A 25,267-nucleotide genomic window follows, 5' to 3' on the forward strand; every position below is an offset into this window, starting at 1 on the left:
TTACGAGTGTTCACTAACAATAAATTGCGGCGCCGCTCACATTATTTACTCAACAACCGTGTTGTTCTCTGTCTTTGTTGCAAAAGCTGATGTGTATCAAAGAATCCTTTAACCACTTCACCGACACTAGTTAATAATCATAACAAATAAGGTTAAGGAATATATTATGTGTAAAGACTGCGGCTGTTCAATTACTCATGAGCATACTATTCATAGTAATCCTCAGCTTAATGATAAAAAGACCTTAGCTGTTATTCATAAAATATTGGATAAAAATGATATAGAAGCGCAGCACAATCGTGATCACTTTGCGGCTCATCAGGTCAGCGCCTTTAATTTAATGAGTAGCCCAGGTAGCGGTAAAACCAGTCTTTTAGAATGTTTACATGAATATCTTGATGCACGCTATGCCGTAATTGAAGGCGATCTTGAAACCTCACGCGACGCCGACCGCTTAATTGCCAAAGGCATTAACGCCTATCAAATTCAAACCGGATCAGCCTGTCATCTTGATGCTTTTATGGTTCACGGCGCACTGCATCACATCAATTTAGATGATGTTGATATTTGTTTCGTTGAAAATGTGGGTAATCTTGTGTGCCCAGCCAGTTACGATGTCGGCACTCATAAAAATATTGTGTTGTTATCAGTGCCGGAAGGTGATGACAAAATTGAGAAGTATCCGGTAATGTTCCGCCGAGCAGATTTAGTCGTTATCACTAAGTCTGACCTGCTACCTTACTTTGATTTTAGTATTGATGAGGCTAAAGCACAGTTAAGTAAATTAAACCCTAATGTTGAGTTATTAGTTGTGTCAGTGAAAGATTCTGACTCAATGAACACCTTGGCTACATGGTTTGATGAACATAAGGAATATTAGTTATGTGTTTATCCGTACCATCAAAAGTAGTTGAAATTCATGACGATGCAACAGTGACAGTTGATACTCTTGGCGTTAAACGTCGAGTGAGTTGCCATTTAATAAGCGACCCACTAGAACTAGGCGACTTTGTATTAATCCACATTGGCTTTGTGATGAATAAAATTGACCACAATGATGCCCAGGAAAGCCTCGAGTTGTATCGACAAATTATTACTGAAATGCAATTGGAGTCAGAATAATGATTACGCTTAATGACTTTTACCAAGGGTTTCGTGATCCACAGACTATTCGTCATTTAGCGCAATTGATTGCTCAAGAAGCGGCCAAAACCGACGATCAAATTAACATTATGGAAGTCTGTGGTGGTCATACCCATACCATTATGAAGTACGGTTTATTACAGCTATTACCAGACAACATCAAATTTATCCATGGTCCTGGTTGTCCTGTTTGCGTTATGCCCAAAGAGCGAATTGACCATGCGGCCACCCTTGCCTCTCAAGCCGATACCATTTTAGTGACCTTAGGCGACATGATCAGAGTACCGGGTTCAATGGGCAGCTTGGCGCAGTTTCGCGCTAAAGGCTGCGATATTAGGCCAATATACGATCCATTGGATACCTTAACGATTGCCCGAGATAACCCTGACAAAACGGTCATTTTCTTTGCCATTGGTTTTGAAACCTCTGCACCAATGACCGCCGCCTTATTGGCACAAGCTGAAGCGTTGAAAATTGATAATCTGTTATTTCATATTAACCATGTGCTAGTGCCACCTGCCATTGATGCAGTGATGTCTGATAGTCGCAGTAAAGTGAACGCGTTTATTGGTCCGGCGCATGTGAGCGTGATTAGCGGTGCCAAAATCTATCAATCTACGGTTGATCAATATCAAACACCTGTGGTGGTATCAGGGTTTGAGCCCGTGGATGTTATGGAGTCTATTTTACGAATTGTGACCCAAAAAGTCGCCGGCAAAGCTGAACTTGATAATCAATATAGTCGCTCCGTGAGTTATGAGGGCAACCTAGCCGCTCAACAACTCGTCGACAAATATTTTATGGTTCGTGATAGCTTTCGTTGGCGCGGACTAGGTCCTATTGCTAATTCGGCACTGACACTGCGCCCTGAATATCATCATCGCGATGCCGAGCGCATTTATGTCAAAATTTTACCCACAACCGAAATCGATGACCATAAAGCCTGTATGTGTGGCGATATTTTACGTGGATTGGCTAACCCTAAAGACTGCAAAGTGTTTGGTAGAGGCTGTTCACCGCAAACACCGCTTGGCAGCTGTATGGTGAGCTCGGAAGGCGCGTGTAATGCCTATTACCGCTATGGAGAAGTGAGTCATGCCAACTAAAAAAACAATTCAACTAAGCCACGGTGGTGGCGGTAAAGAAATGGATCAACTCATTCACGATCTGTTTTTTAAAGCCTTTGATAATCCTATTTTGACCTCGCAAGAAGACGCGGCCAAATTGAACATGTGTGGTCACATTGCTTTTACTACCGACTCGTTTACCGTGTCACCGTTATTTTTTGCCGGTGGCGATATCGGCAAATTAGCGATTGCTGGCACCGTAAACGATTTAGCCATGATGGCGGCGCAACCAGAATACTTAAGTTGTAGTTTTATCATTGAAGAAGGCTTTCCGCTGGATGACCTCAACACCATAGTCAATAGCATGGCCGCTGAATTACATAAGTCTGGCGCACGAATTGTCTGTGGCGACACTAAAGTGGTGCCTAAAGGCTGTGCCGACGGACTATTTATTAACACCTCTGGCGTAGGCCGTATTTTAAATCCCGATATTTCAGCACGTAATTTGCAAGTGGGCGACGCCATTATTGTTTCTCGGGATATTGGCCGCCACGGCGCGGCAATTTTAATGGCCCGTGATGGCTTAACGCTTGAGTCTGACTTATGCAGTGACTGCGATACCTTATGGCCCATTGTTGAACAACTGTTGATTGCCAATATCAAAATGCATGCAATGCGTGATGCCACACGAGGTGGATTATCTGCAGTGTTAAATGAGTGGGCTAAAGCGTCGCAGATTGGCATTAACGTCGAGGAAGCCAGCATTCCTATTTGTGACGAAGTGAAAGGCTTATGTGAGTTATTTGGCTTTGAACCTTTTGACTTAGCCAATGAGGGCACCTTTATTATGGCGCTGCCAATGGATATAGCCCAAGGCGCAATTGAAGTTATGCAGCGATATGGCCACTGCGAACACGCCGCTATTATCGGCCAAGTGACTGAGAGTCATCCTGGCAAAGTGGTGTTGCAGACGCCTTGGGGTAGCAGTCGCTATTTAGATTTACCGCAAGGTGAATTACTGCCAAGGATCTGTTAATGCACGAATACTCGATTGTGATGTCACTAATGGAACAATGCGAAGCACTGGCTTTGGAACATAAAGCCACACGGATTGAGCAAGTTGAACTGAAAATTGGTGTGTTAAGTGGCGTTGAGCCAGCCCTACTGTCTCAAGCGTTTGAAACGTTTAAATTAGACAGTATTTGTCACCAGGCAAAATTAATCATCAATATCCAAGCATTAGTTTTGCAGTGCAATCAATGCCAACAGCAATCGCAAGTCGATGAACGAACTATTATTTGCCCCGTTTGCCAGTCAAATCACACCAAAGTGATTGACGGTGAGGACATGATGTTAATGCAACTCGTTATGGACACGTAAGTTTTTAGCTAATAGTAATATTAAAATACCCTAACCTAATAACCCGAGTAACTTTAAAAAAAGAAGGACTACACCATGAAATATTTATCAATTGCCTTTATCCTTGCCACTATGCCAACTATTGCGATGGCACATGAGGGACATGGTGGCATGGGCTTGTTTCATCATTTCGCTCAGCTCAGCCCAGCAATTATGTTAGTGGCTATCGTGGCATTTGTTTATTGGAAACGAACTAAGTAACCACAACTTGAGAGAATAATCAGTCTCGGGTTAGATTAATAATCATGACGGGATGGTCATGCTAGGTCGTTATGACTAAGCAGTTATTGCGGCACAGCCATCATTTTTATCGACATCATTTACACAATCCGACGTTGACATAGTTGGCGTCAGGATGGATTGCGTCAACATAGCTTGTAACAATGATGAACCATGAGATAACGCCACTGATAAAAAAAGCCTTCAAATGAAGGCTTTTTTTGTAGCTGAACAATCCAAATAAAACCGTTAGAACATTTCTGCTGGCATGGCCATAATCGATTTATCACCCTGATTAACTTGTGATAAATGATATTGAGCTTTTGATAACAACTTATCCATATAGAAATCAGCCACAAACTGCTTCTGAGCAGCAAAAGACGGGTCTTCATGGTTTGAAGCTCTATCAGCCATCAATAACCAAAAATAACCGTATACCGCGTAACCAAAGGCATCTAAGAAGTCTACGGCACAAGCATTAACTAATGCTGGTTGTGATTTTTTGTTAGCGTTAATGTAGTTAGCTGTGGTCAGTAACTCATCAAACACTTGGTTTACCATGGCTTTATGCTCAACACTTGGGTGAGTTAAGCCTGCAAGACTGGCATTCACCTCAGCCGCAAATTGCGTCAAGGTTGCCACGTTATCACCGGTAACTTTACGCCCTAAGAAATCAATCGCTTGAATACCGTTAGTGCCTTCATAAATCTGCGCAATGCGGGTATCACGTACAAACTGCTCGATACCCGTTTCGCGAATATAGCCATGACCACCAAATACTTGCTGGCCCATTATGGTGGCATCTAGTCCGCGATCTGTTAAAAATGCTTTTGATACCGGAGTGAGTAAGCCAACATATTTTGCTGCTTTAGCTTTCACATCGCCGCTAGCATATTTGGCTAAATCTAACTGCTTACCGGTATAAACCGATAACGCACGGCCCGCTTCTGTCAGCGCACGAATAGTGAGTAACATACGACGCACGTCGCCATGGACGATAATCGCATCTGACGTTGCACCGGTTGCGGAACCTTCAGCTGCAATGCCTTGTAACCTATCTTTGGCATAATCGCTGGCCATTTGATAAGCCGCTTGCGAGTTACCTAAACCTTGTAAACCAATCGCTAAACGCTCGTAGTTCATCATAGTAAACATACACACTAAACCGCGATTGGGCTCACCCACTAAGAAGCCTTTGGCGTTCTCGTAGTTCATCACACAAGTAGCAGACGCTTTAAGACCCATCTTATGTTCGATAGACCCAACCGTCACCCCATTTGCTTCACCTAAACTACCGTCACTATTAACGCTGATTTTAGGCACTAAAAATAATGAAATACCTTTTGAATTAGGCAGTTTGGCTAAAACTAAATGGATCACGTTTTCTGTTAAATCTTGATCGCCTCCGGTAATAAAAATCTTATTGCCGGTAATCGAATAGCTGCCATCATCAAGAGGTTCTGCTTTGGTGCGGATACCGCGTAAATCTGAACCTGCGTGAGACTCGGTCATGTCCATTGCACCAGCCCATTGGCCAGTATATAAATGGGGTAAATAAGTTTGTTTTAACTCATCATTTGCATGAGCATTAATACACAATGCAGCACCTGCAGTAAGTGAACTGTACAAAGTAAATGAGTTACAGGCGCTATAGCCCATTTCATCAACTAATACACCGAGCATTTTGGGCATACCCATGCCACCAAAGTCAGGCTCACCACATAGACCGACCCAACCGCCTTCAGAAAACTGCTGGTACACTTCCTTAAAACCATCAGGGGTAATAATGTCGTTGCCTTTATGAACCACTCCTTGCTCATCACCGCTGCGATTTAAAGGGTGAAGCAGATCACGGCTGATCTTATTGGCTTCATCTAGAATGGCGAGTGCGGTATCCATGTCGACAGCATCTGCCATAGCAGGAAGCTGTTCCCACGTAGCTTGTGCATCAAATACCTGTTCCAATAAAAATTGCATGTCCTTTAACGGGGCTTGGTATGGGTTCATAAGAGTCTCTTAAACGAATAATTAAAACAGTTGTTTTAATTTATACTAAAGTGTCACAAAAGGAAAAGCTTTTTAGCAATTATCTAACCATAATTTGACCCATGTCGACTCGTGCCAAACCTTAATGCCGATAGTTTATGTTTCTCAACCCAATAAGGTTCCAATGAGTTACAATTACCACTTAGCTCACAGAATTAGCACCTTATTTGATTAAGATCTGTTGACCTTACTCACCGCATCGATCACGAGAGATAAACAGCCCTGATATTTAACAATAGTGAACCGCACTTTTATGCATACACCTAATGAAGAACACGGCCCATCATCAGCTTTATCTGAGCACTATCAGCAGGTCACTGTCATAGGCAATTCAATGGGTGATTGGCAGCCAGCCCAAATTGGACATACTTTCATTTTTAACGGGACTCAACATGAGGCCGATAAGGTGATTAATATTTGTAACGGCCCTTATCTAGGCTCACGTCAAGCCTTCGTTGTCAGTAACAGCCCAGATAACAATCAATTAGTGTCATTGTTAACCGAAGTGAGTGAAACACTCGACCCGCAACTTAAGTGTTGGCCTTCTTCTGGATTGGTGACTATTTTATTAATGGCGCTGATAGCAAAACAGGTCAATGTACAACGTATGTCTTTATTACCTTCATTAGCAAGACCCGCAGAAATGCCTTCTTCTGAGTATTTACCTTGTATGGTGCATAATTGGTTAGGTGAGCGTCGTATTGCTTTAGGTTTGCAACTCACCAGCAATAATATTCAGTGGCCAGAATTGTTTGTAGATGATGCAACGACTGCATTTACTTACGATAATACGACAGAGCCCGTTGAAATTAACCCATTTGAAGTGTTATTAAGTGATGCAGTCCGCCGCCGTCAAAATCAAGTATTAACGCCCGATAACACCGATCCGAAGTTTGTCGTCGCCCAGCGTTTAGCCCTGCAAGTGACCACTGAGCAACCAGACAATCTTGATGTGCAATATGCATTGTTAGCCGCACTGAGTAATTTACCCAGCGTGCAATGGTTAACTTACGCCAACCAAAGCGACTTAATCATGGCCGAGTCGTTGTTTTATAACCAAGACCCAGAAACTCAAGCCAGTAATTGGTATTTAATTGACTATCAAGCATCACAATACCTCGATACGATTCGTCATCACTTAGCATATTGCCAACAAGTGATTGCGTTAACGGCAAAGCAAGTACATCCCGAATTAGAACAAGATTAATTATGATCCTACCGAATAACACCTAACGGTCATGTTGATGAACGTTCACCACCGAAATATGTGTAAGCGTCCGTTGAACTACGCCTTGCTTCATAGACAGGATTTTTAGCGCAGGCATAAAACTAGAAGACTTGAAACAACGGCACGGTGCGCAAACACAAGTACTCGATCTTGATGTTCAGTGGCAACGACATAAGTGCCGCATGGTGGCAAGAAAACGGCTCACGCAGGTGCCCGCGCGGCTACCGTCTTGATAGTAGTAAAGAACAATGTTGTGTAAACCTCTACATCGTGGCTCGATATTCGGCCCATCCGTACTTGTTGTGGTTGAATTAGTATTGGCTAGTGTCGTGGTGTGTTAATCGATACCCATGTATACATCGAGCTCTAGCGTGGCCATGCTTGGCATGCAAATAGCGCTGGCGATCACAGCGGTACCGATCTGTTTTTCATTATATTTCCTTATTATTCCTCTATCTTAATTTGTTTAATTCCTCCATGCTTAATCACAACCTTGTATCAGCTTTGGGTACAACACCTCAATTTAAAAATTGAATTTACCAAGTTAGCAAAGCAAAAAACGCATTAGTTAGACAATTACAACCCTGTAGAAATCTCATGGATTTAGGCGGCGTTGCCAAGCGTTGTTAAACAATGAAACTAATACCATCAACCATTATGAGTCATAGGATAGAGACCTAAATGAGTTAACTCGTGACACCAAAAAATGAATAGCTTTACCTATTTACAACAATGATGCAGCATAAACGCTAAGAGCAACCTATTAATACCTGTCTAAGTCGCAAGTCCATTAAAGACTGTCAAACTTGAGAGGATAATAGTGCGCAAAGACGCTGTAATCCAATTGTAGTATTGGAGGGCTGAAGCTATCCCAATAAGTGAACGACTAAATAGAGAGGAAGCAATTATGCTAGTAACTTTTTCCAGTCCTGCCTACGGGGACATAACGATGTTTGGTGACGTGGCGATTCGGCTGCTTAAAATGATGGGGCACAGCGGTACGGTTCCCAGTGCTCTTTATGCAGAAGATGTTCAGCCAGCGCTGGTGTGTCTGGAGGCTGCGCTCGAGCAGTTGCCAGAGCCAAAAGCATCTATGAAAGACGAGGAAGACGATAACGGCGCACCGACCGTAAGTCTGTCGCATCGGGCCATGCCTTTACTCGAATTGCTCAGGGCTGCAGTCAAGGGGGAATCCAATGTAATGTGGGACCACAATAAATAATCCAACCTAGGCCTGCCGTCGTTAGTTGAATTCTGGTCGCTGATGACAAGACAAGGTGTAGTTGACGTGACGTCGGACGCAGCTTCTGGGTAAGTGGAATGCTATCTTGCTGTTAATCATGATGGTTCCCGTGCTGCGTCTACAGATTTTCTGGTTAAATCCTTGACGACCTGTTCCGCTAGGAATGCCTGTTACCCTATGTACTCAGTCATACAAGGCACGACATCCGTACCTTTTATTCTTTTAAATCATTATATTCAAAAAGAAAATTGATATGCTAGAATAAAAATAAGCGGTTAGTTGGTGATATCATCTACCTACCTCTTAATGCTTGGGTTTGGGTTTGGGTTTGGGTTTGGAAGAATTTAAACCTGTTGCGATAGTAGATATATTTTTTATTGTTTTTCTCATAAAAAAACCTCAACATTAATGTTGAGGTTTATATAAAATATAAAGCAGTGCTATTTATTTTACAATTGTAGCGACGCCATCTGGAACCACTGTAATTGTTGCTTCTTTACCAACAATTGATCTCGCTTTTTCCAAAGCTTCATCAAAAGTAAAGGCATGCTCCATATGCATATCTGTTATTATTTTAGGGTCACATTCATCAGTTACAATTATAACTGTATATTTAGATAATAATCTTGCTAAAATTTGAAATTCCCATTGGTCAGGAAGAGTATCTTCTTTTTTGATGTTAGCTACTTTTTCCAAAATTTCATTAGCATTTTTTGCTGATGCGACACTATTATAAAATCCTTCTCCTCCATGTCCATCAACACAAGATGAGAGTGCGATTAATACTCCACCTTCTCTTGTAGTGGCTTCAGCAGCAGTTAGACCTTTAACAGTTTGATATATATTTTGATCTAGAGGATAGCCGCCATTTGTTGTTACGCCAATGTCTGCAATATTTTTCTTTACAGCAGCTAAATCATCAACAAATTTACACCCTACGAGATGTGCTTCACTTATATCTCCGGTAAAACATCCAATTATATCTTTTTCACCATTGATTACAGTGTTTAGGATAAATGCACATTTAGATTGTTTAGCCGCGTATATCATATCTTTATGGATAGGATTATCTTCAAGGTTCCCAGTTCTAGATTTAGGATTGCTTATAAATTCTGAGTTGTGGTTATACATTATTGTTTTAGCTGAAGCTATGCCTGGTAATATACTTTTTCTTCCACCTGAAAATCCTGCAAAGAAATGGGCTTCGATAAATCCTTCAGCTATTAATAAATCAGCTTCCATAGCTAATTTATTTAAATAAAGGTCACCTCCAGAAGGCAGAGTACCCATGAACACTTGATCTTCATCGTTAGTTGATATGTGATTACAAATTATTTCATTATCAACTACTTCTTCTCCCATTTTATAAATCAATTCTTCTCTAGTAGTAGGTCGATGAAATCCTGTAGCAATAAGAATAGTTATCTCAGCATCTGGATTACCTTTCCTTATCTCTTTTAATATCAATGGAACAGTTACTCTACTAGGAAGTGGTCTTGTGTGATCGCTGGTAACAAATACAATTTTATTCTTTCCGACGGCTAATTCTGATAATTTTTTTGTGCCGATCGGATTCTCTAAAGATTTTAGAACAATTTCTTCTTGAGTCATTTTTGGATCAAATTCGTCAGTTTGTGGTATTAATACTGCTTGAAGATATTTTTTTTCTATTGAAATCTCTACAGTTTTCTTAGCATAAGGCATTTTTATTTTCTGAAACATAAGTAAATCCTCCTAATAAATAAAAAGTAATATTTTTAAACTGACAAATTGTAAACTATAGCAGTGAGTATTGTTAAGTACACCGTCACATATTTTAAAATAACATTACAATTTATTGATAATACTTGCATTATATGCAGCACCAAATCCATTATCTATATTCACAACACTGACGCCACTAGCACAACTGTTGAGCATTGATAGTAGTGCAGCTATTCCATTTAGTGAGGCTCCGTATCCTACACTTGTCGGAACAGCAATGATTGGTTTCTCTACAAGTCCACCTATAACACTAGCAAGAGCTCCTTCCATACCTGCAACAACTATAATAACTTTTGCTTTTCTAATAACATCTAATTTTGAAAAAAGCCTATGTATTCCGGCTACACCAACATCATTTATTATTTTTACGTTATTTCCAAGAATAAGAGCTGTTTCTTTTGCTTCTTCAACCACAGGAATGTCGGATGTTCCTGCTGATATAATAGCAATATAATCTTCTGTCTTTTTAATAGCATTTAATTCGAGAGTAATAGTTCGTCCTAATTTGTTATACATTAATCTAGGATCAAGATCTTTTACAGCTTCATATACTTCATCGCCTACTCTCGTTGCTAAGATATTATTTTTTTTGGTAAGCATAAATTTAATAATTTCTCTTATTTGCTCAGTAGTCTTACCACCACCGTAGATCACCTCAGGACAACCTACTCTGATCTCTCTATGATTATCGATCATAGCAAAACCTAGATCCTTGAATGGAAGTTCTTTTAGGTTATCAAAAGCATCATCAACGCTTAATTCACTATCTTTAATTGCGTTCAATATTTTTTTTATTTCAACTTCAGTCATTTTAAAACACCCCTTAGCTATTTAAACTTCCCATTTTATAACCTGCTGCATCTATAGTTACGTACTTAAACCCATATTCTTTTAACTTTATTGATATCTCATCTAGAAAATCTGTATTAAATAATTGATCTCTTATTGTTGGGTCTATTTCAATTCTTGCCAGATCTCCATGAGAACGGACTCTTACAGCAGCAATACCTTTATCTCTTAAATACTTTTCAGCTTTCTCTATCCTGTTAATATCATCAATTTCTAGCCTCGTATCGAAAGGAATTCTTGTCAATAAACATGCACCGGCCGGCTTATTCCAAGTTAAAAGGCTGAGATCCTTTGACATTTCTCTAACCTCAGATTTTGTGATTTTACATTCCAGTAGAGGACTTACAATTTCTAATTCATTTAACGCTTTAATTCCAGGTCGGTAATCTTTTATATCATCAAGATTAGTTCCATCGATTACATAATCAAAACCTTCATTTATAGCTTTTTCTTTAATCATAGAAAATACAGCTTTTTTACATAGATAACATCTATCGCTAGGATTATTTTTTATTTCATCTATAATCCCAACTTTAATAAAGTCATGTTTTATTCCCATTTTTTCTGTAAATTCTTTTGCTTCTTCTATTTCCCAGCTTGGGATGTATGGTGAATTTACTGTGACGGCTGCTGCATTATCGCCTAATGCATCTTTAGCTGCTTTTAGCAAAAAAGTACTGTCTACACCACCTGAAAATGCTACTAATACTCTTTTCAACCCTTTTAAATAACTAACTAATTCTATATATTTTTCACTCATAACCTTCTCCATACAAATTGACTCTGACACGTCTTGATATATTTTACCTTTATTCATAATTGCCTCTTATTTAATTAACTTCAATACCTCTGAATATATATCCAAAATAGAAACGTTGTTTATTTTTGCTAATTCTTTACAAGTTTCATATTCAGGCTTTATTTTAATAACCTTGCCATTCAAAAGACCTTTTTTAATATCCACCTCTCCAAATTTAGTTTGGACTTTTTCGAAAGTTCTTTTCAACATCTTCTTTTTTACAGGGTACTCTCTAATTCCTAGAGTAGTGGTTTCCATAAATAATATATTTTCTATTTTGTTTAGAAGATCGACTGTAGTTAACACGGTAAGTTTTATAGCAGGTCTATTTTTTTTCATTAATATATTTGTTTTATATACATCTAGGGCACCGTTATCAAATAACTTTTCTTCAATAGCTTCATATAGCTCAGGATTCATATCATCTATATTAACTTCGATAATGATTTGTTCCTCTATATCAAAATCGTTATTTTCTTCTTTGACAGTATTTGATTTAACGATTTTACCTTCAATTTCCGTTGCAATATAAACTCTGAGTATATTTGGAATATCAAAATCTTTTGTCCCTAATCCATATCCTGTTTTTATAATATTAAAATTCAATTTGCTTGTGAATTCATTTACATTAGCTTTTAATATTGCTGCGCCTGTAGGCGTCGTTGTTTCAAAATTAACTTTCCCCAATGTTACAGGAGTGTTTTTTAAAATCTCTACAGTTGCAGGTGCCGGTACAGGTATAACCCCATGAGCACACTTTACAAAACCGCCACCTAGTTCTACAGAAGATGAAATAATCTTATCAACATTCAAATAATCAAAACATATTGCGGCACCTATAATATCAACTATTGAGTCGACGGCTCCAACTTCGTGAAAATGAATCTCCTCAATTGTTTTACCATGAACTTTGGCTTCTGCTTTAGCCACCTCCATAAACATATTGATACTTAACGTCTTTATATTTTTATTATATGGAGCATCATTAATTATTTTCTTGATACTTTCTAGATTTCTATGTTCGTGTTTATGATGGTGATCATCGGCGTTATTATTATTATGAGTATGTTCAGCTTCATGTGAATGATGATGGGTATGTTTATGTAAATGATGATGGGTATGTTCAGCTTCATGTGAATGATGAGTATGTTCATGATTTTCTTTGTTTAAAATCACATCAATCTTTGTTCCTTCTATTCCCATTTTTTGTTTTCTGGATCTATGTAAATAAAATTCATTTTTGACTGATAATTTATTTAGCATTTCAGTTAGATATTCAAAATCGACTCCTACATCTACCATTGCTCCTAGATTCATGTCGCCGCTTATTCCTGAAAAGCAATCGTAATATAGTATTGTCATTTTGTTCCCCCTCCTAAATAATATTATGTAATTTTAAAATTCTCTATCCATTATTAAATCGTCATATTTTTCATCTCATATTATTCTATGATTTTTTGAAATATAACTTCGTTATTTTGACACAGGAGGCGATCGAAGTTTGTGATGTAAGCGAAAAAACTCAAATGTAATATTTGAGTTAAGAATTCACCTTGATTTCTACAAACGAATGATAATTATAGAAGATGATAAGACATCATATTCATTTGATACGTAACCCATTGACCAAATTGAATATTAAAGAGATCTTCGGTTAACGAAAATGGTAGAATTCAAAGAAGGGTTAAAAGATGAAATAATAGCCACTTTAGAAAAAACAAAAATGATCCGAACTAGCGGTGTTTTTTAAGACAGTTGTTGGCTATATTGTTAAGTAGCTTCTTTGTGCCGCTCTGGATTTAACTCAAGTTCACCAATTGCCTGCCAGTTCCACTCTTTTTTTGTTCATCGTTCACCATGCTCTTTTCTTTTTTCTGATACAACACTTTTGGTTTGCTTAGTATTTCAACGTCAAGGCCATCATGGCGCTGGCTCGGTGTAACAAACTGGATCCTGCTATGACGAAATTCGTTGTGGAATGCGCATTCTTTGTAAAAAGCGCTGTATTATCCGATGTTTGCTGTGATAGCAAAACGGTTAATAGCCAATAGACCTAGACGAATGGAGCAAAAATCTGTCAAACAATGAACAAAAACCTATAAGATATGAGTGATCCCTAGGGCTGAAGCTAAGCAAGAAACCATCATCAATGGTCACTAGGAACAGATTGAAGTCTTTCTTGGTATCAAGTGGTTAACCCTCCCGAATTCAACTCTGAAGTGCCATTCAGTATGGACTGTCATTATCAGGTTATTAGTGTGGCTGAATGAGTATTGGTGCAAAGCCAATGGCAGTAAAAATTAATATAGGCAGAAATGCCAATAGGGAAGATAAAAAAAAGGGTAATCTATAAATGAGACATCGTTTACTTGCCTAGCCTTTGCTACAACTATTTTAATATTATTAAAGTGAAAGTCGGCAGCAATAAACACCCTGTCAGTCTATACCTAACAACCTCGAAATACAGGAACCAGCATGTCGAGAAGTGACAGTGTTCAAGATTCTAGGAATAGGCCACTTTCGGTAGCTAGAGCAACCTGCGATCTGCTAGGTTTTAGGCGGATTTCGTCTTTCGAGGATGCTTCACTTCTATCACCCAAGTTCTATAGCCTAAGTTCTATAGCCTAAGCTGTATAACCTAAGTTCTTGGACTTGGGATTTAGCAATAGTGATAATAAAAAGGCAGTAACCATTCTCTTTAATCACTGCCTTGTTAAGTTACCCTATGGGAGCTCTGAAACGAGCATGTTAAGGAGTCTTGGGGATAATGCTTACCACATTAAATCATCAGGGATGGCGTAGTTAGCATAAGGATCGTCGGCATCACTCACCTGCTCTACTGAATATTTAGCGGCTTTATCCCATAAATAGCCACACCATTGTGGTACCAGTAACTTGACTCGTTCTGCCAGTTTATGCGGCACTATGTAGCTTTTTTCTTCATGACGGACAATGCCCAAGGTGCCGTTAAGTAAATCAGCTTGAATTTTATCGGTAATATAAACGGAATAGATCTTGTTTTCTAAGGTGAAGTTAAACTTAATCTCGGCATCTTTGCCCACAGTAATAGCGAATTTAGAAAACTCAGTGATCAATCCTCGTACTTGACCTTTTTCAGATGCCTCAGCAAAACGCTGCTCATTTAAGGCTTTGTCTTTGAGGTTTTGAGCATTTTTTTGCTCGGCGATTTGTTGCTTTAATGCATCGCTACCATCATCTATCTTTGATTTTTTATTACGCTTTTTTTGAGTTTTTACGTCACGAACTTTTTGTTTACTGGCAAGACCTGCTTTAAGCAATTGATCTTGTAATGCATTGGCCATGTTATTTACCTTTAATTTTGTTGAGTTTTATAAACCTTGCTTTGCGGCCATGTCACCTAACTCAGTCATAGCAGTGCTGGCGCCACCTAATGACCAACCACCATCAACAGGCAACACGACACCTGTGATGTATGATGCCATGTCAGATGCCAGGAATAAGGCCGCATTGGCAATATCTTGGCCTTTGCCATTGCGTTTTAACGGCACACTATTAGCGACCCGTTGTTGTAATTCATCACTGGGCGCTAAACGGTTAAAGCCTTCGGTATCTTCAATGGGGCCAGGTACAATAGAATTAATCCTGATCCCTTCAACTCCCCACTCTAGCGCTAATGTGCGGGTTAGCATATCGACTCCGGCTTTGGCGGCGCAAACATGCACTTGCAACGGCATCGCGATATACGCTTGCGGGGCTGAAATTTGAATAATGCTGCCGTTGGGACGTGATAACAGTGGATAGGCTTGTTTTAATACTTGAAAACTGCCAATTAAATCAATATCAATAACTGATTTAAAACCATTATTAGATAACTTTGCTGCACTGGCTGGGAAATTACCCGCCGCGCCACTTACCAGTACATCAATGTGCCCATATGTAGCGGCGATTTTATCAAAGCCAATGGTTAACGCATCGTTGTCACGTACATCAAAACTCACGCCTAAATGATTCGCTCTGGGATTAGCTTGATTGAGTAACGCAACCGCAGCGTTTACTTTATCAAGACTGCGACTCGCAACGGCAACATTCGCGCCGGCTTTTGCAAATTGAATGGCAACTTGCAGATTAATGCCAGAGGTGCCACCCACCACCACCACATTTTTACCTGTGTAATCAAACCTTGTGTTATCAAACCTTGTGTTATCAGACATAGTCATCCCTTATTTCTGTGTGTTTTTGTTGATGTAGATAAGTCTATTTTGCTGACGACATAGACAGAAAATATAACTTTTTCAATGATGCTTTTACAACAAGAACGGATCAAACATGCAGTGATTGATAAATAGCCTTAAGCGCTGCTAATGGATCCACAGCTTGAGTAATTGGTCGACCAATCACCAAATAATCTGACCCCGCTGTAATAGCTTGTTGTGGCGTCATGACACGCTGTTGATCACCAGTATCACTGCCTGCGGGACGAATACCCGGTGTCACTAAGGTAAAGTCTTGTCCAAATGATGATTTAAGCAATTTAGCTTCTTGAGCGGAGCACACAACCCCATCTAACTCAGCTTGATGAGTCAGTTTTGCTAAGCGCAATACATGTTCAAATACAGGGACATTGATGCCAAGTAAGACTAAGTCTTCATCTGACATTGATGTTAATACGGTAACGGCTATCAACAATGGTGCATCTTGACCAAATGGCACCAAAGCTTGTTTAGCGGCCTGCATCATGGCAAGCCCTCCGCTGGCGTGCACGTTAGTCATCCACACGCCTAGATCAGCGGCGGCGGTAACGGCTTTTGCCACCGTATTGGGAATATCATGGAATTTCAAATCTAGGAATAAATCGAAGTTACGATTATGGATATCGTTAACCAGATCTGGCCCGAATAACGTAAACATCTCTTTGCCGATTTTTAGACGACACATATCTGGGTCAAGTTTATCAATAAAGGTCAATGCGTCATTTTTATTATGATAATCGAGGGCGACTACAATTGATTTCTTCGTCATTGGAACTCCAGCGGCCATAGCTTATTTTAATGCCTTTATTATAGGGTATCTAAATGGTAATGATAAAATTATTCACCGTCGAGCCCTTTGATCCGTTTGATGCTGCCCCACTGTTTACATGATGGACAATGCCAATATAAACCGTGAGAGGGGAAACCGCAGGCAATACAGCGGTAACTAGGACGGAATTTAATTTGTTGTTCAACAAGCTGTTCGAGCATAGATAAACTTTGTTTCGCTTGGCCATCTTCAGCTTGTTTAATGTGCAATTGCATTAAATGCTGAAACCCTTTCATGGTCGGATGATGATATAAGTTATCGAGCATCATGGTTTCAGCACTTTGATGTTGATTAAGGCTTATTTTGTGCTCGGCAAGTGCGATAACCACACTGGCACCTGCGCCGTCGGCAATGGCCTCTGCAAGCAGTTCGTTAAAACCTTCTGGATCTTGGGTGTCTCGATACACTTGCTTTGCAATTGAAACGGCATCAGCAAATAAATCAATATCGGCCAATTTCAGCTGTTGGATCGCCTGCTTGCATAACTCAAACTGACCAGCATCAAGATAAATTTTAGCTAAGGTTAACCAAGCCCGACCGCATTGAGCGTCTTGTTTAATCGCTTGGTGCAATTTTTTGATTTTGTCAGCGTCGTTATTGGCTTCATCAGCTAATTGACAATAAAAATGTGCCGTGGTGTGTTTAAGCACTTGTTGGCGTTTTCGAGGTAGACGCTTAGTGATATCGATGGCCTTTTGCCACTCTTTAGTCACTTGGTAGATTAACAGAAGTTGTGTTTCTGATTCTTCACTGTGGTCATCTTGACTGACTAAGTTGCTAAAGATTTCTTCGGCGCGGTCATAAAACCCAGCGGCCATATAATCTTTACCTAACTCCATCATCGCGATGTCACGTTGCTCGTTGGTCAAGCTGGGCCTGGCAATCAAGTTCTGATGGATACGTATTGAACGGTCTACTTCACCCCGTTTACGAAATAACGAACCTAACGATAAATGGGTGTCGATGGTTTCATCGTCAACATCAAGCATGCTGATAAATAAATCAACCGCTTTATCAGACTCGTTAGACAGTAAAAAGTTAAACCCAGTAAAATAATCTCGGCTTAATTTTTTACTCTGCTGGCTATCGCTATGACGAATACTGCGTCGTCCCATGTACCATCCGTAACCGGCAGCGATAGGCAATAACAAGAACAAGATTTCTAGCATACTAGACGACTTGATCCTTAGGCGTTAAAGCAACACTGGTTGCCTCTACAGCGGTAAACTTTTTAAGGGCTTTGTTACTTTTACGCAACGCAAGTTTTAGCTTAATGATGTGGTAGCTTGCAAATATCCAGCTGAGAATAAACCCGCAGAAAAAGACCACGGCAAGTACTATAGGCAAACGATATTGCCCTTCAGCAATAAAGTAACTTAAAGTGACGACTTGTTCATTTTTAGCACCAAATAATAAAGCTAAAACAAACAACAATCCAACGAGTACAACAACAATAAATGATCTCACGCTATTCTCCATGAAGGTGTATCAATATAATGATTATCCAAGAAATTTACTGGGCTGACCAGCATTGACTGTCATTAGATATAAAAAAGCCTCCAAAAGGAGGCTTTTTATTCAGTCATTAATCAAGGATTAACAACATCGACACGTTCGCGCAGTTCTTTACCCGGCTTAAAGTGCGGTACATACTTGCCTTCCAAATCAACAGAGGTGCCTGTTTTTGGATTACGACCCATACGTGGTGCACGATAGTGAAGTGAAAAACTACCAAATCCGCGGATTTCTATACGATCACCGGTTTCTAATGTTGTTGCCATTTGCTCCAACATTTCTTTGATTGCACTTTCCACTTCCTTCGCCGACAGTTGCGACTGCCTAGTGGCGAGTTTTTCGATAAGTTCAGATTTTGTCATCTTAGCTATCCCATATTATCAAGCCAAACACAGTCGCCTAATGGGGAGGAATTCCCCATACAACAGACGATTTTCGATTACTTACGAGCCGCTTTGAAAGCTTCAGCCATTGCGCTGCTCATTACAACTTCATCTTGCTTGTTCAAAGTAGCAATCGCTTCTTTCTGTTCAGCTTCATCTTTCGCTTTGATAGATAAGCTGATAGAACGGTTCTTACGATCTACACCCATGAACTTAGCTTCGATTGCATTACCTACTGAGTATACAGTAGATGCATCTTCGATGCGTTCTGAAGAGATGTCAGCTACACGGATATAACCTTCAACTGTTTCAGCCAATTCAACTGTAACACCTTTTGCGTCAACAGCAGAAACAGTACCGTGAACTACGGTGCCTTTCTTCTTGTCAGCTAAGTATGCGTTGAATGGATCATCTTCAGTTTGCTTAACACCTAAGCTGATGCGCTCACGCTCTGGGTCTACTGAAAGAACCACTGCATGGATTTCGTCGCCTTTCTTGTATTCAGATACTGCATCTTCGCCAGTACCGTTCCAAGAAATATCAGATAAGTGAACAAGACCATCGATTCCACCGTCAAGACCGATAAAGATACCGAAGTCAGTGATTGACTTGATCTTACCAGATACTTTGTCGCCTTTGTTGTAACGAGTTGCGAAGTCATCCCATGGGTTAACTTTACACTGTTTCAGGCCTAGAGAAATACGACGACGCTCTTCGTCAATGTCTAGTACTAACACTTCAACTTCATCACCTAAGTTAACAACTTTAGATGGGTGAATGTTCTTGTTAGTCCAATCCATTTCAGAAACGTGAACTAAACCTTCAACGCCTTCTTCGATTTCTACGAAGCAACCGTAGTCAGTTAAGTTAGTTACGCGACCAGTAAGACGTGTGCTTTCTGGGTAGCGCTTGCTGATTTCTAACCATGGATCTTCGCCAAGTTGCTTAAGACCTAATGATACGCGAGTACGCTCACGGTCATATTTAAGTACTTTAACGTTGATTTCGTCACCAACATTAACGATTTCAGATGGGTGCTTAACACGTTTCCAAGCCATATCTGTGATATGTAAAAGACCGTCAACACCACCCAAGTCTACGAATGCACCGTAGTCAGTAAGGTTTTTAACGATACCTTTAACAGCTTGACCTTCTTGTAGATTCTCAAGAAGAGTATCACGTTCAGCACTGCTTTCAGATTCGATAACTGCACGACGAGAAACAACAACGTTGTTGCGCTTCTGATCAAGCTTGATAACTTTGAATTCTAATTCTTTGTACTCTAAGTGAGCGGTGTCGCGAACTGGGCGCACGTCAACTAGAGAACCTGGTAAGAAGGCACGGATACCGTTTAATTCAACAGTGAAACCACCTTTAACTTTACCATTGATGATACCGATTACAGTTTCAGCATCTTCGTACGCTTTTTCTAGAACGATCCAAGCTTCATGACGCTTAGCTTTTTCGCGAGACAATTGAGTCTCACCAAAGCCATCTTCAACAGAGTCAAGGGCTACGTCAACTTCATCACCAACTTGAATTTCTAAAACGCCTTGTGCGTTTTTGAATTCGTCAGCATTGATTGGACTTTCAGACTTAAGGCCGGCGTCAACAAGTACCATACCGTTTTCAATGGCAACAACTGTACCACGAACGATAGAACCTGGACGGAACTCTAAAGTTTCAAGGGATTGTTCAAATAGATCAGCAAAAGATTCAGTCATGTTTTAGGTTACTTCATTATATAAAACCACCATCCATCCTAGATGTGGAGTCTAGTAATATTATTCGTGTCATCCTTAACACAAACACCTACTGCACAATAAACGAGGATTCGGTTACGTGACAGTAATTTTTTGTCTAACGTATTCAAGCACTTGCTTCAATACATCTTCTATGCCTATGCCGCTTGTATCAATAACAAGTGCATCATTAGCTGGGACTAAAGGCGCAGCGGCGCGATTGGTATCACGGTCGTCTCGCTCGATAATTTCAGCTAAAAGGCGGTCGATTTTAACATCGAAGCCTTTGTCCTGCAACTGATTATAGCGTCTTTGCGCCCGTTCTTCAGCAGACGCAGTTAAAAATATTTTTACTGGTGCTTTAGAAAAGACCACGGTACCCATGTCGCGTCCGTCGGCAACTAAGCCTGGAGCGGCACAAAATGCCCGTTGGCGACGTAATAATGCCTCACGTACACGCGGTAATGCCGCCACTTTAGAGGCAGCATTTGAGCATTCTGGTGAGCGAATGGTCGTGGTAACGTCTTCGCCTTCGAGGACCACTTTAATGGCATCAGTCTGGCTGCCCGTTAAAAATTGGACATCAAGGTGTGCAGCCAATAAGGTCAGTGCTTCTTCGTTTTCTAGCTCAACATCATGATGAATAGCGGCTAAGGCTAAAACACGATAAATCGCACCACTGTCTAATAAATGCCATCCTAAATGCTGTGCCAATAATTGACATATTGTCCCTTTTCCTGCACCGCTAGGGCCATCAACTGTGATCACTGGAGATCGTTCTGACATAATTTGCTCCGAAAATAATCTATCTTCCCTGAAAACATACGAGGGTTCATCAAAATAAGCGCGCGAATTGTATAACAAATAAATGTTAATTACTGATGAATTTTCGGTTATTAAAACCAAGATCGACCTTTAATGGTGTTAAAGGCCGTGTTTTAATCTGTCGATGTGGTGTTATTTTGCCAGTTGTGCAAATTGCGCAAAATAATCCGGGAATGTTTTTGATGTGCAGTCTGGATCGTTAATGGTGATACCACAATCGGCAAAGGCCAATATTGAAAAACACATCGCCATACGATGATCGTTATAGGTATCAATCGCAGCGGTATTTAATACAGCTGGCGGCGTAATGGTAATATAATCATGACCTTCATCAACCGTTGCACCCACTTTACGTAACTCAGTTGCCATGGCGGCTAAACGATCAGTTTCTTTAATGCGCCAGTTATAAATGTTGCGAATAGAGGTAACGCCTTTAGCAAACAAGGCTGCGGTTGCAATGGTCATCGCCGCATCTGGAATGTGGTTCATGTCCATGTCGATACCCGTTAAGGTCGATTGACGGACAATAATGTAATCATCGCCCCACTCTATGTCTGCACCCATTTCAGCTAATACATCGGCAAACTTAACATCACCCTGAATACTTAAACGGCCAACGCCAGTTACTTTAACTTCACCACCTTTGATCGCGCCAGCAGCTAAAAAGTAAGATGCGGATGAGGCATCGCCTTCAACTAAGACTTTGCCAGGCGACACGTATTGTTGTCCTGATGGAATTTCAAAACGGGCGTAATCATGATTAATCACCTTGACACCAAACTTGGCCATCAACGAAATAGTAATATCAATATAAGGCTTAGAAACAAGCTCACCTTTAATAGTAATGTTCACGCTGTCTTTGGTCAGTGGTGCCACCATCAGTAGCGCAGTTAAGAATTGACTTGATAAGTTACCCGCAATCTCAACATCACCGCCATTTAATCCTTTAGCCTTGATGGTTAATGGCGGAAAACCATCGTTTTTAAGATAAGTCACATCGGCGCCAAGTTGACGTAACGCATCAACTAAATCACCAATAGGACGTTCTTCCATTCGAGGCTCACCGGTTAAGGTAAATTCGCCATGACCTAAGGTTAATGCCGCACACAACGGACGCATGGCAGTGCCTGCATTACCAAGAAACAGGCTTTGAGCTTGTTCACTATTCAGTGGCGATCCCATTCCCTCGAGCTCACAAACGGTATTGTTATTCGATAGACGATAATTTACCCCAAGTTGTTTTAACGACGCCAACATATAACGGATATCATCAGAATCGAGTAAGTTCGTTAGCGTAGTCGTGCCTTTGGCCAACGTGGCTAATAGCAAGGCACGATTTGAAATACTTTTTGAGCCAGGAATGTTAATTTCGCCATTCATGCGGGTAATATGGTCAAGACGCAGTTGTTTCATTAATACTCTTCTTTGTGTTGCACTCATTGAACGTCTACAGACCGACAGATGAGTAAAAGGCTTCACCGGATAAAATAAGCCTTACATCACCTCGTGAACTTAGGCTGATGTAAAAGGCAATGTTTCGATACAGTTTGGTAGGATCAATTTAATCTTTGGCAGTCCAATTCGTTCGGGATAAACGGGTTAACGCGTATATAAGAATGCGGCGTAAGGTGTGATGCTTAGTCATTCTACGCTAATACCTTGCAACAAACTTCTCGCTTACAAATAAGCAAGCCCGTTCAGCCGAACTTGGGCTGTGTCAGTGGCTTCTTTTTACTGCGTTAGCGTTACACCTCTAGAACAACACGTCATAAACTCCGCCTTATAGAAAATGGCCTCAAACGCTGCAACATCTATTGGAGTAAAGGTGCTTCGACAGCTCAACAACCTCAGTAATCGACTACATAATGTTTCATAGTGCTTACGTTACTGATTGTCGCCAAGGATTCAACCGTTATTTTATGTTTTAGGTGACTTTTATGCTCAAGTTGAAATTTTTTAACTTTAGTTAGGTTTTTCTCGACAAATCTGCACAGTTCAGACCATTAATGACGGTCTGATTTAGTTGCCCAGATTGATTAGGGGTTAGCAATGTTAGACCTAATAAGGCTGATTTAGCAGTTCTTTATTGGTATAATTCACGTTATGCTAAAGCCAAGATCCTGTATCTTGTTTCGATTTAATGCGTGTAACTTTACAATAAGAAGGTCAATCCATGTTTAATTCATTAACCGCGATGCCAGCCGATCCGATTTTAGGCCTATTGACACAATATCGCGCAGACAAGCATCCCAATAAAGTCGATTTAGGTGTGGGTGTTTATAAAGACCCTGTTGGCCACACACCTATTTTAGATTGCGTAAAAGTTGCCGAAAAAATCCGTTTAGACACCGAAACAACAAAAGTGTACATAGGTCCAACAGGCTCAGCACCATTTAATCAACTCATGGGCGAATTAGCCTTCGGTGCCAGCCACAGTGTATTACTGGCCGATCGCGTTCGCACTGTGTCGACGCCAGGCGGAACAGGTGCCCTGCGCGTGGCAGCTGACTTTATTAAGCGTTGTAATCCTAATGCAGTGTTATGGGTAAGCGACCCAACATGGGCAAACCACACGGGTTTATTTGAAGCCGCAGGCATTACAGTTAAAACCTACCCATACTATGACTACGACAACAAAACACTTAAATTTGATCAAATGCTAGCGACGTTAAACACCATAGATAAAGATGACGTGGTGTTATTTCATGCATGCTGTCATAACCCAAGCGGCATGGATTTAAGCACCGATCAATGGGATGAAGTGGTTAAGGTTACGGTTAAGCAAGGTTTTACGCCATTAATTGACATGGCTTACCAAGGCTTTGGTGACGGCGTAGATGAAGATGCCTACGGCGTGCGCCAAATGGCTGCGGCAGTAGAAAGCATGATTTTATGCAGCTCTTGCTCAAAAAACTTCGGTTTGTACCGTGAGCGTATTGGTGCCTGTTCCATTGTCGCTAAAGACAGTACAACGGCTAACGTGGCACTGTCGGTAATGTTATATGTTATTCGCTGTATTTACTCAATGCCCCCAGCCCATGGCGCGGCGATTGTTGAAACCATCTTAGGCTCGCCAGCGCTTAAACAGCAATGGTTAGCTGAGCTCAAAGTGATGCGCGACCGTATTAACGGCAACCGTACTATGTTGGTTGAACAATTAGCCGCCAATGGTGTTGACCGCGACTTTAGTTTTATCGCCCGTCAAAAAGGCATGTTTTCATTCTTAGGGGTTAACCCTGAACAAGTGGCCATACTTAAACAGCAATACAGTGTGTACATGGTCGGCTCAAGCCGGATCAGTATTGCCGGTATTAGCCAAACCAATGTTGATTATTTAGCTAAATCTATTGCGGCAGTATTATAACAAAAACCCATTTTGATAAGCGTTAGTATAAGTAGAAAAAATCAATAAAAAGGTCGCTTATTGCGACCTTTTTGTTGCTCAGTTTACTCAAATAGACTTGCCAAGGATCGCTTACAGACCTAGATGTTAACCCGTTCAGCTGATGACAAATAAATCCAAACATAGGCAATTTATGTTATCGAATGTATATGTTATTGAATGTAGGCAGCGTAGGCAGCGTTTACAAATATTTCGTTATGGTTAACTCATCATCGATTAGTTAATCTCAACTTGGCATAAGAGATAGGATTAACTGATAGGTATCAATAGCTTTTCAAATCATCAATATCAAGCTTGCCAATTATGTTGCTCACAAGGCGTATTCTCGTATTCATAGCGGCGTCAATCGCTGGCCTATAGTAAATCAAGATAACTTCAATCGCCAAATAAAGGGCTTTTTGATAAACGTTTATTATCCCGAGTTGAGATGAATGACTTCCAAATGCCGATAATAATCATTATGGATATTTTTGGATGCAGTGCTTAGGTGACGGCACGGTTAAATCTGTAGGTGATGGTTGTAGATGAATTGAAGCTGCTTGTCGTATTTAATGTTCCCTC

The 25,267-nt window shown here is 40.4% G+C and carries 23 protein-coding genes and 1 pseudogene; 9 read left to right on the forward strand and 15 right to left on the reverse strand.

Annotated features, from left to right (window positions below; genetic code table 11):
• The first annotated feature begins 166 nt into the window (after positions 1–166).
• The 6 genes from hypB to AAEZ00_RS01605 all read left to right on the forward strand — a co-directional run bounded on the left by hypB (position 167) and on the right by AAEZ00_RS01605 (position 3,830).
• Positions 167–880 carry a hydrogenase nickel incorporation protein HypB gene (gene hypB, locus AAEZ00_RS01580; protein ID WP_351088141.1) on the forward strand — a complete coding sequence of 238 codons (714 nt, stop codon included), beginning with the start codon at positions 167–169 and terminating at the stop codon, positions 878–880.
• A gap of 2 nt (positions 881–882) precedes the next feature.
• Positions 883–1,122: a HypC/HybG/HupF family hydrogenase formation chaperone gene (locus tag AAEZ00_RS01585; protein WP_101031246.1), complete on the forward strand. Its 240-nt coding sequence runs from the start codon at positions 883–885 to the stop codon at positions 1,120–1,122.
• Positions 1,122–2,249, forward strand: coding sequence for a hydrogenase formation protein HypD (hypD, locus tag AAEZ00_RS01590; protein WP_351088143.1), 1,128 nt, complete (start codon positions 1,122–1,124; stop codon positions 2,247–2,249). The genes AAEZ00_RS01585 and hypD overlap by 1 nt, the downstream gene beginning before the upstream one ends.
• Positions 2,239–3,246, forward strand: coding sequence for a hydrogenase expression/formation protein HypE (hypE, locus tag AAEZ00_RS01595; RefSeq protein WP_124013101.1), 1,008 nt, complete (start codon positions 2,239–2,241; stop codon positions 3,244–3,246). The genes hypD and hypE overlap by 11 nt, the downstream gene beginning before the upstream one ends.
• Positions 3,246–3,590, forward strand: a complete 345-nt coding sequence (locus AAEZ00_RS01600; RefSeq protein ID WP_101031240.1) for a hydrogenase maturation nickel metallochaperone HypA/HybF — start codon at positions 3,246–3,248, stop codon at positions 3,588–3,590. The genes hypE and AAEZ00_RS01600 overlap by 1 nt, the downstream gene beginning before the upstream one ends.
• Positions 3,591–3,665: 75 nt before the next feature.
• Positions 3,666–3,830, forward strand: a complete 165-nt coding sequence (locus AAEZ00_RS01605; RefSeq protein WP_164839476.1) for a hypothetical protein — start codon at positions 3,666–3,668, stop codon at positions 3,828–3,830.
• 267 nt (positions 3,831–4,097) lie between these two features.
• Here AAEZ00_RS01605 and AAEZ00_RS01610 read toward each other — a convergent pair whose 3' ends face one another.
• A complete protein-coding gene (locus tag AAEZ00_RS01610) occupies positions 4,098–5,855 on the reverse strand; it encodes an acyl-CoA dehydrogenase C-terminal domain-containing protein (protein WP_351088145.1) in 1,758 nt (585 codons plus the stop codon).
• A gap of 292 nt (positions 5,856–6,147) precedes the next feature.
• Between AAEZ00_RS01610 and AAEZ00_RS01615 the strand changes: the two genes are divergently transcribed.
• Positions 6,148–7,101, forward strand: coding sequence for a hypothetical protein (locus AAEZ00_RS01615; protein ID WP_351075036.1), 954 nt, complete (start codon positions 6,148–6,150; stop codon positions 7,099–7,101).
• A gap of 928 nt (positions 7,102–8,029) precedes the next feature.
• Complete coding sequence (locus AAEZ00_RS01620; protein ID WP_101031234.1) at positions 8,030–8,344, forward strand: DUF1840 domain-containing protein; 315 nt, start codon at positions 8,030–8,032, stop codon at positions 8,342–8,344.
• Between the two features lie 465 nt (positions 8,345–8,809).
• Here AAEZ00_RS01620 and larA read toward each other — a convergent pair whose 3' ends face one another.
• The 14 genes and pseudogenes from larA to aroA form a co-directional block, all read right to left on the reverse strand.
• A complete protein-coding gene (gene larA, locus AAEZ00_RS01625) occupies positions 8,810–10,087 on the reverse strand; it encodes a nickel-dependent lactate racemase (protein WP_101031232.1) in 1,278 nt (425 codons plus the stop codon).
• 105 nt (positions 10,088–10,192) lie between these two features.
• Entirely contained in the window at positions 10,193–10,939 is a 747-nt protein-coding gene (gene larB, locus AAEZ00_RS01630; protein WP_351088147.1) for a nickel pincer cofactor biosynthesis protein LarB, read from the reverse strand.
• A 13-nt stretch (positions 10,940–10,952) separates the two neighbouring features.
• Positions 10,953–11,795, reverse strand: coding sequence for an ATP-dependent sacrificial sulfur transferase LarE (gene larE / locus AAEZ00_RS01635; RefSeq protein WP_351088149.1), 843 nt, complete (start codon positions 11,793–11,795; stop codon positions 10,953–10,955).
• 9 nt (positions 11,796–11,804) lie between these two features.
• On the reverse strand, positions 11,805–13,139 hold the full coding sequence (gene larC, locus AAEZ00_RS01640; protein WP_351088151.1) for a nickel pincer cofactor biosynthesis protein LarC: 1,335 nt from the start codon (positions 13,137–13,139) through the stop codon (positions 11,805–11,807).
• Positions 13,140–13,547: 408 nt separating this feature from the next.
• Positions 13,548–13,756 (reverse strand): annotated as a pseudogene (locus AAEZ00_RS01645) (IS3 family transposase); the annotation flags it as partial.
• Positions 13,757–14,548: 792 nt separating this feature from the next.
• Positions 14,549–15,100, reverse strand: a complete 552-nt coding sequence (locus AAEZ00_RS01650; RefSeq protein WP_351088153.1) for a DUF2058 domain-containing protein — start codon at positions 15,098–15,100, stop codon at positions 14,549–14,551.
• Between the two features lie 27 nt (positions 15,101–15,127).
• Complete coding sequence (locus AAEZ00_RS01655) at positions 15,128–15,970, reverse strand: SDR family oxidoreductase (protein ID WP_124013095.1); 843 nt, start codon at positions 15,968–15,970, stop codon at positions 15,128–15,130.
• Between the two features lie 109 nt (positions 15,971–16,079).
• Entirely contained in the window at positions 16,080–16,778 is a 699-nt protein-coding gene (gene pyrF / locus AAEZ00_RS01660; RefSeq protein ID WP_124013094.1) for an orotidine-5'-phosphate decarboxylase, read from the reverse strand.
• 68 nt (positions 16,779–16,846) lie between these two features.
• A complete protein-coding gene (gene lapB, locus AAEZ00_RS01665) occupies positions 16,847–18,007 on the reverse strand; it encodes a lipopolysaccharide assembly protein LapB (RefSeq protein ID WP_124013093.1) in 1,161 nt (386 codons plus the stop codon).
• A gap of 1 nt (position 18,008) precedes the next feature.
• Positions 18,009–18,305 carry a lipopolysaccharide assembly protein LapA domain-containing protein gene (locus AAEZ00_RS01670; RefSeq protein ID WP_124013092.1) on the reverse strand — a complete coding sequence of 99 codons (297 nt, stop codon included), beginning with the start codon at positions 18,303–18,305 and terminating at the stop codon, positions 18,009–18,011.
• Between the two features lie 122 nt (positions 18,306–18,427).
• Entirely contained in the window at positions 18,428–18,715 is a 288-nt protein-coding gene (gene ihfB, locus AAEZ00_RS01675; RefSeq protein ID WP_124013091.1) for an integration host factor subunit beta, read from the reverse strand.
• Between the two features lie 77 nt (positions 18,716–18,792).
• A complete protein-coding gene (rpsA, locus tag AAEZ00_RS01680; protein ID WP_101031218.1) occupies positions 18,793–20,460 on the reverse strand; it encodes a 30S ribosomal protein S1 in 1,668 nt (555 codons plus the stop codon).
• A gap of 114 nt (positions 20,461–20,574) precedes the next feature.
• Entirely contained in the window at positions 20,575–21,264 is a 690-nt protein-coding gene (gene cmk / locus AAEZ00_RS01685) for a (d)CMP kinase (protein WP_101031216.1), read from the reverse strand.
• A gap of 171 nt (positions 21,265–21,435) precedes the next feature.
• Positions 21,436–22,716, reverse strand: coding sequence for a 3-phosphoshikimate 1-carboxyvinyltransferase (aroA, locus tag AAEZ00_RS01690; protein WP_351088156.1), 1,281 nt, complete (start codon positions 22,714–22,716; stop codon positions 21,436–21,438).
• A gap of 760 nt (positions 22,717–23,476) precedes the next feature.
• On the opposite strand from aroA, the gene AAEZ00_RS01695 reads away from it, so the two are divergent.
• Positions 23,477–24,667 carry an amino acid aminotransferase gene (locus tag AAEZ00_RS01695; RefSeq protein ID WP_335686548.1) on the forward strand — a complete coding sequence of 397 codons (1,191 nt, stop codon included), beginning with the start codon at positions 23,477–23,479 and terminating at the stop codon, positions 24,665–24,667.
• The last annotated feature ends 600 nt before the right edge of the window (positions 24,668–25,267 follow it).

The organism is Shewanella sp. S1-49-MNA-CIBAN-0167, assembly GCF_040310145.1.
In the GTDB taxonomy this organism is placed as follows: Bacteria; Pseudomonadota; Gammaproteobacteria; order Enterobacterales; family Shewanellaceae; genus Shewanella; species Shewanella psychromarinicola.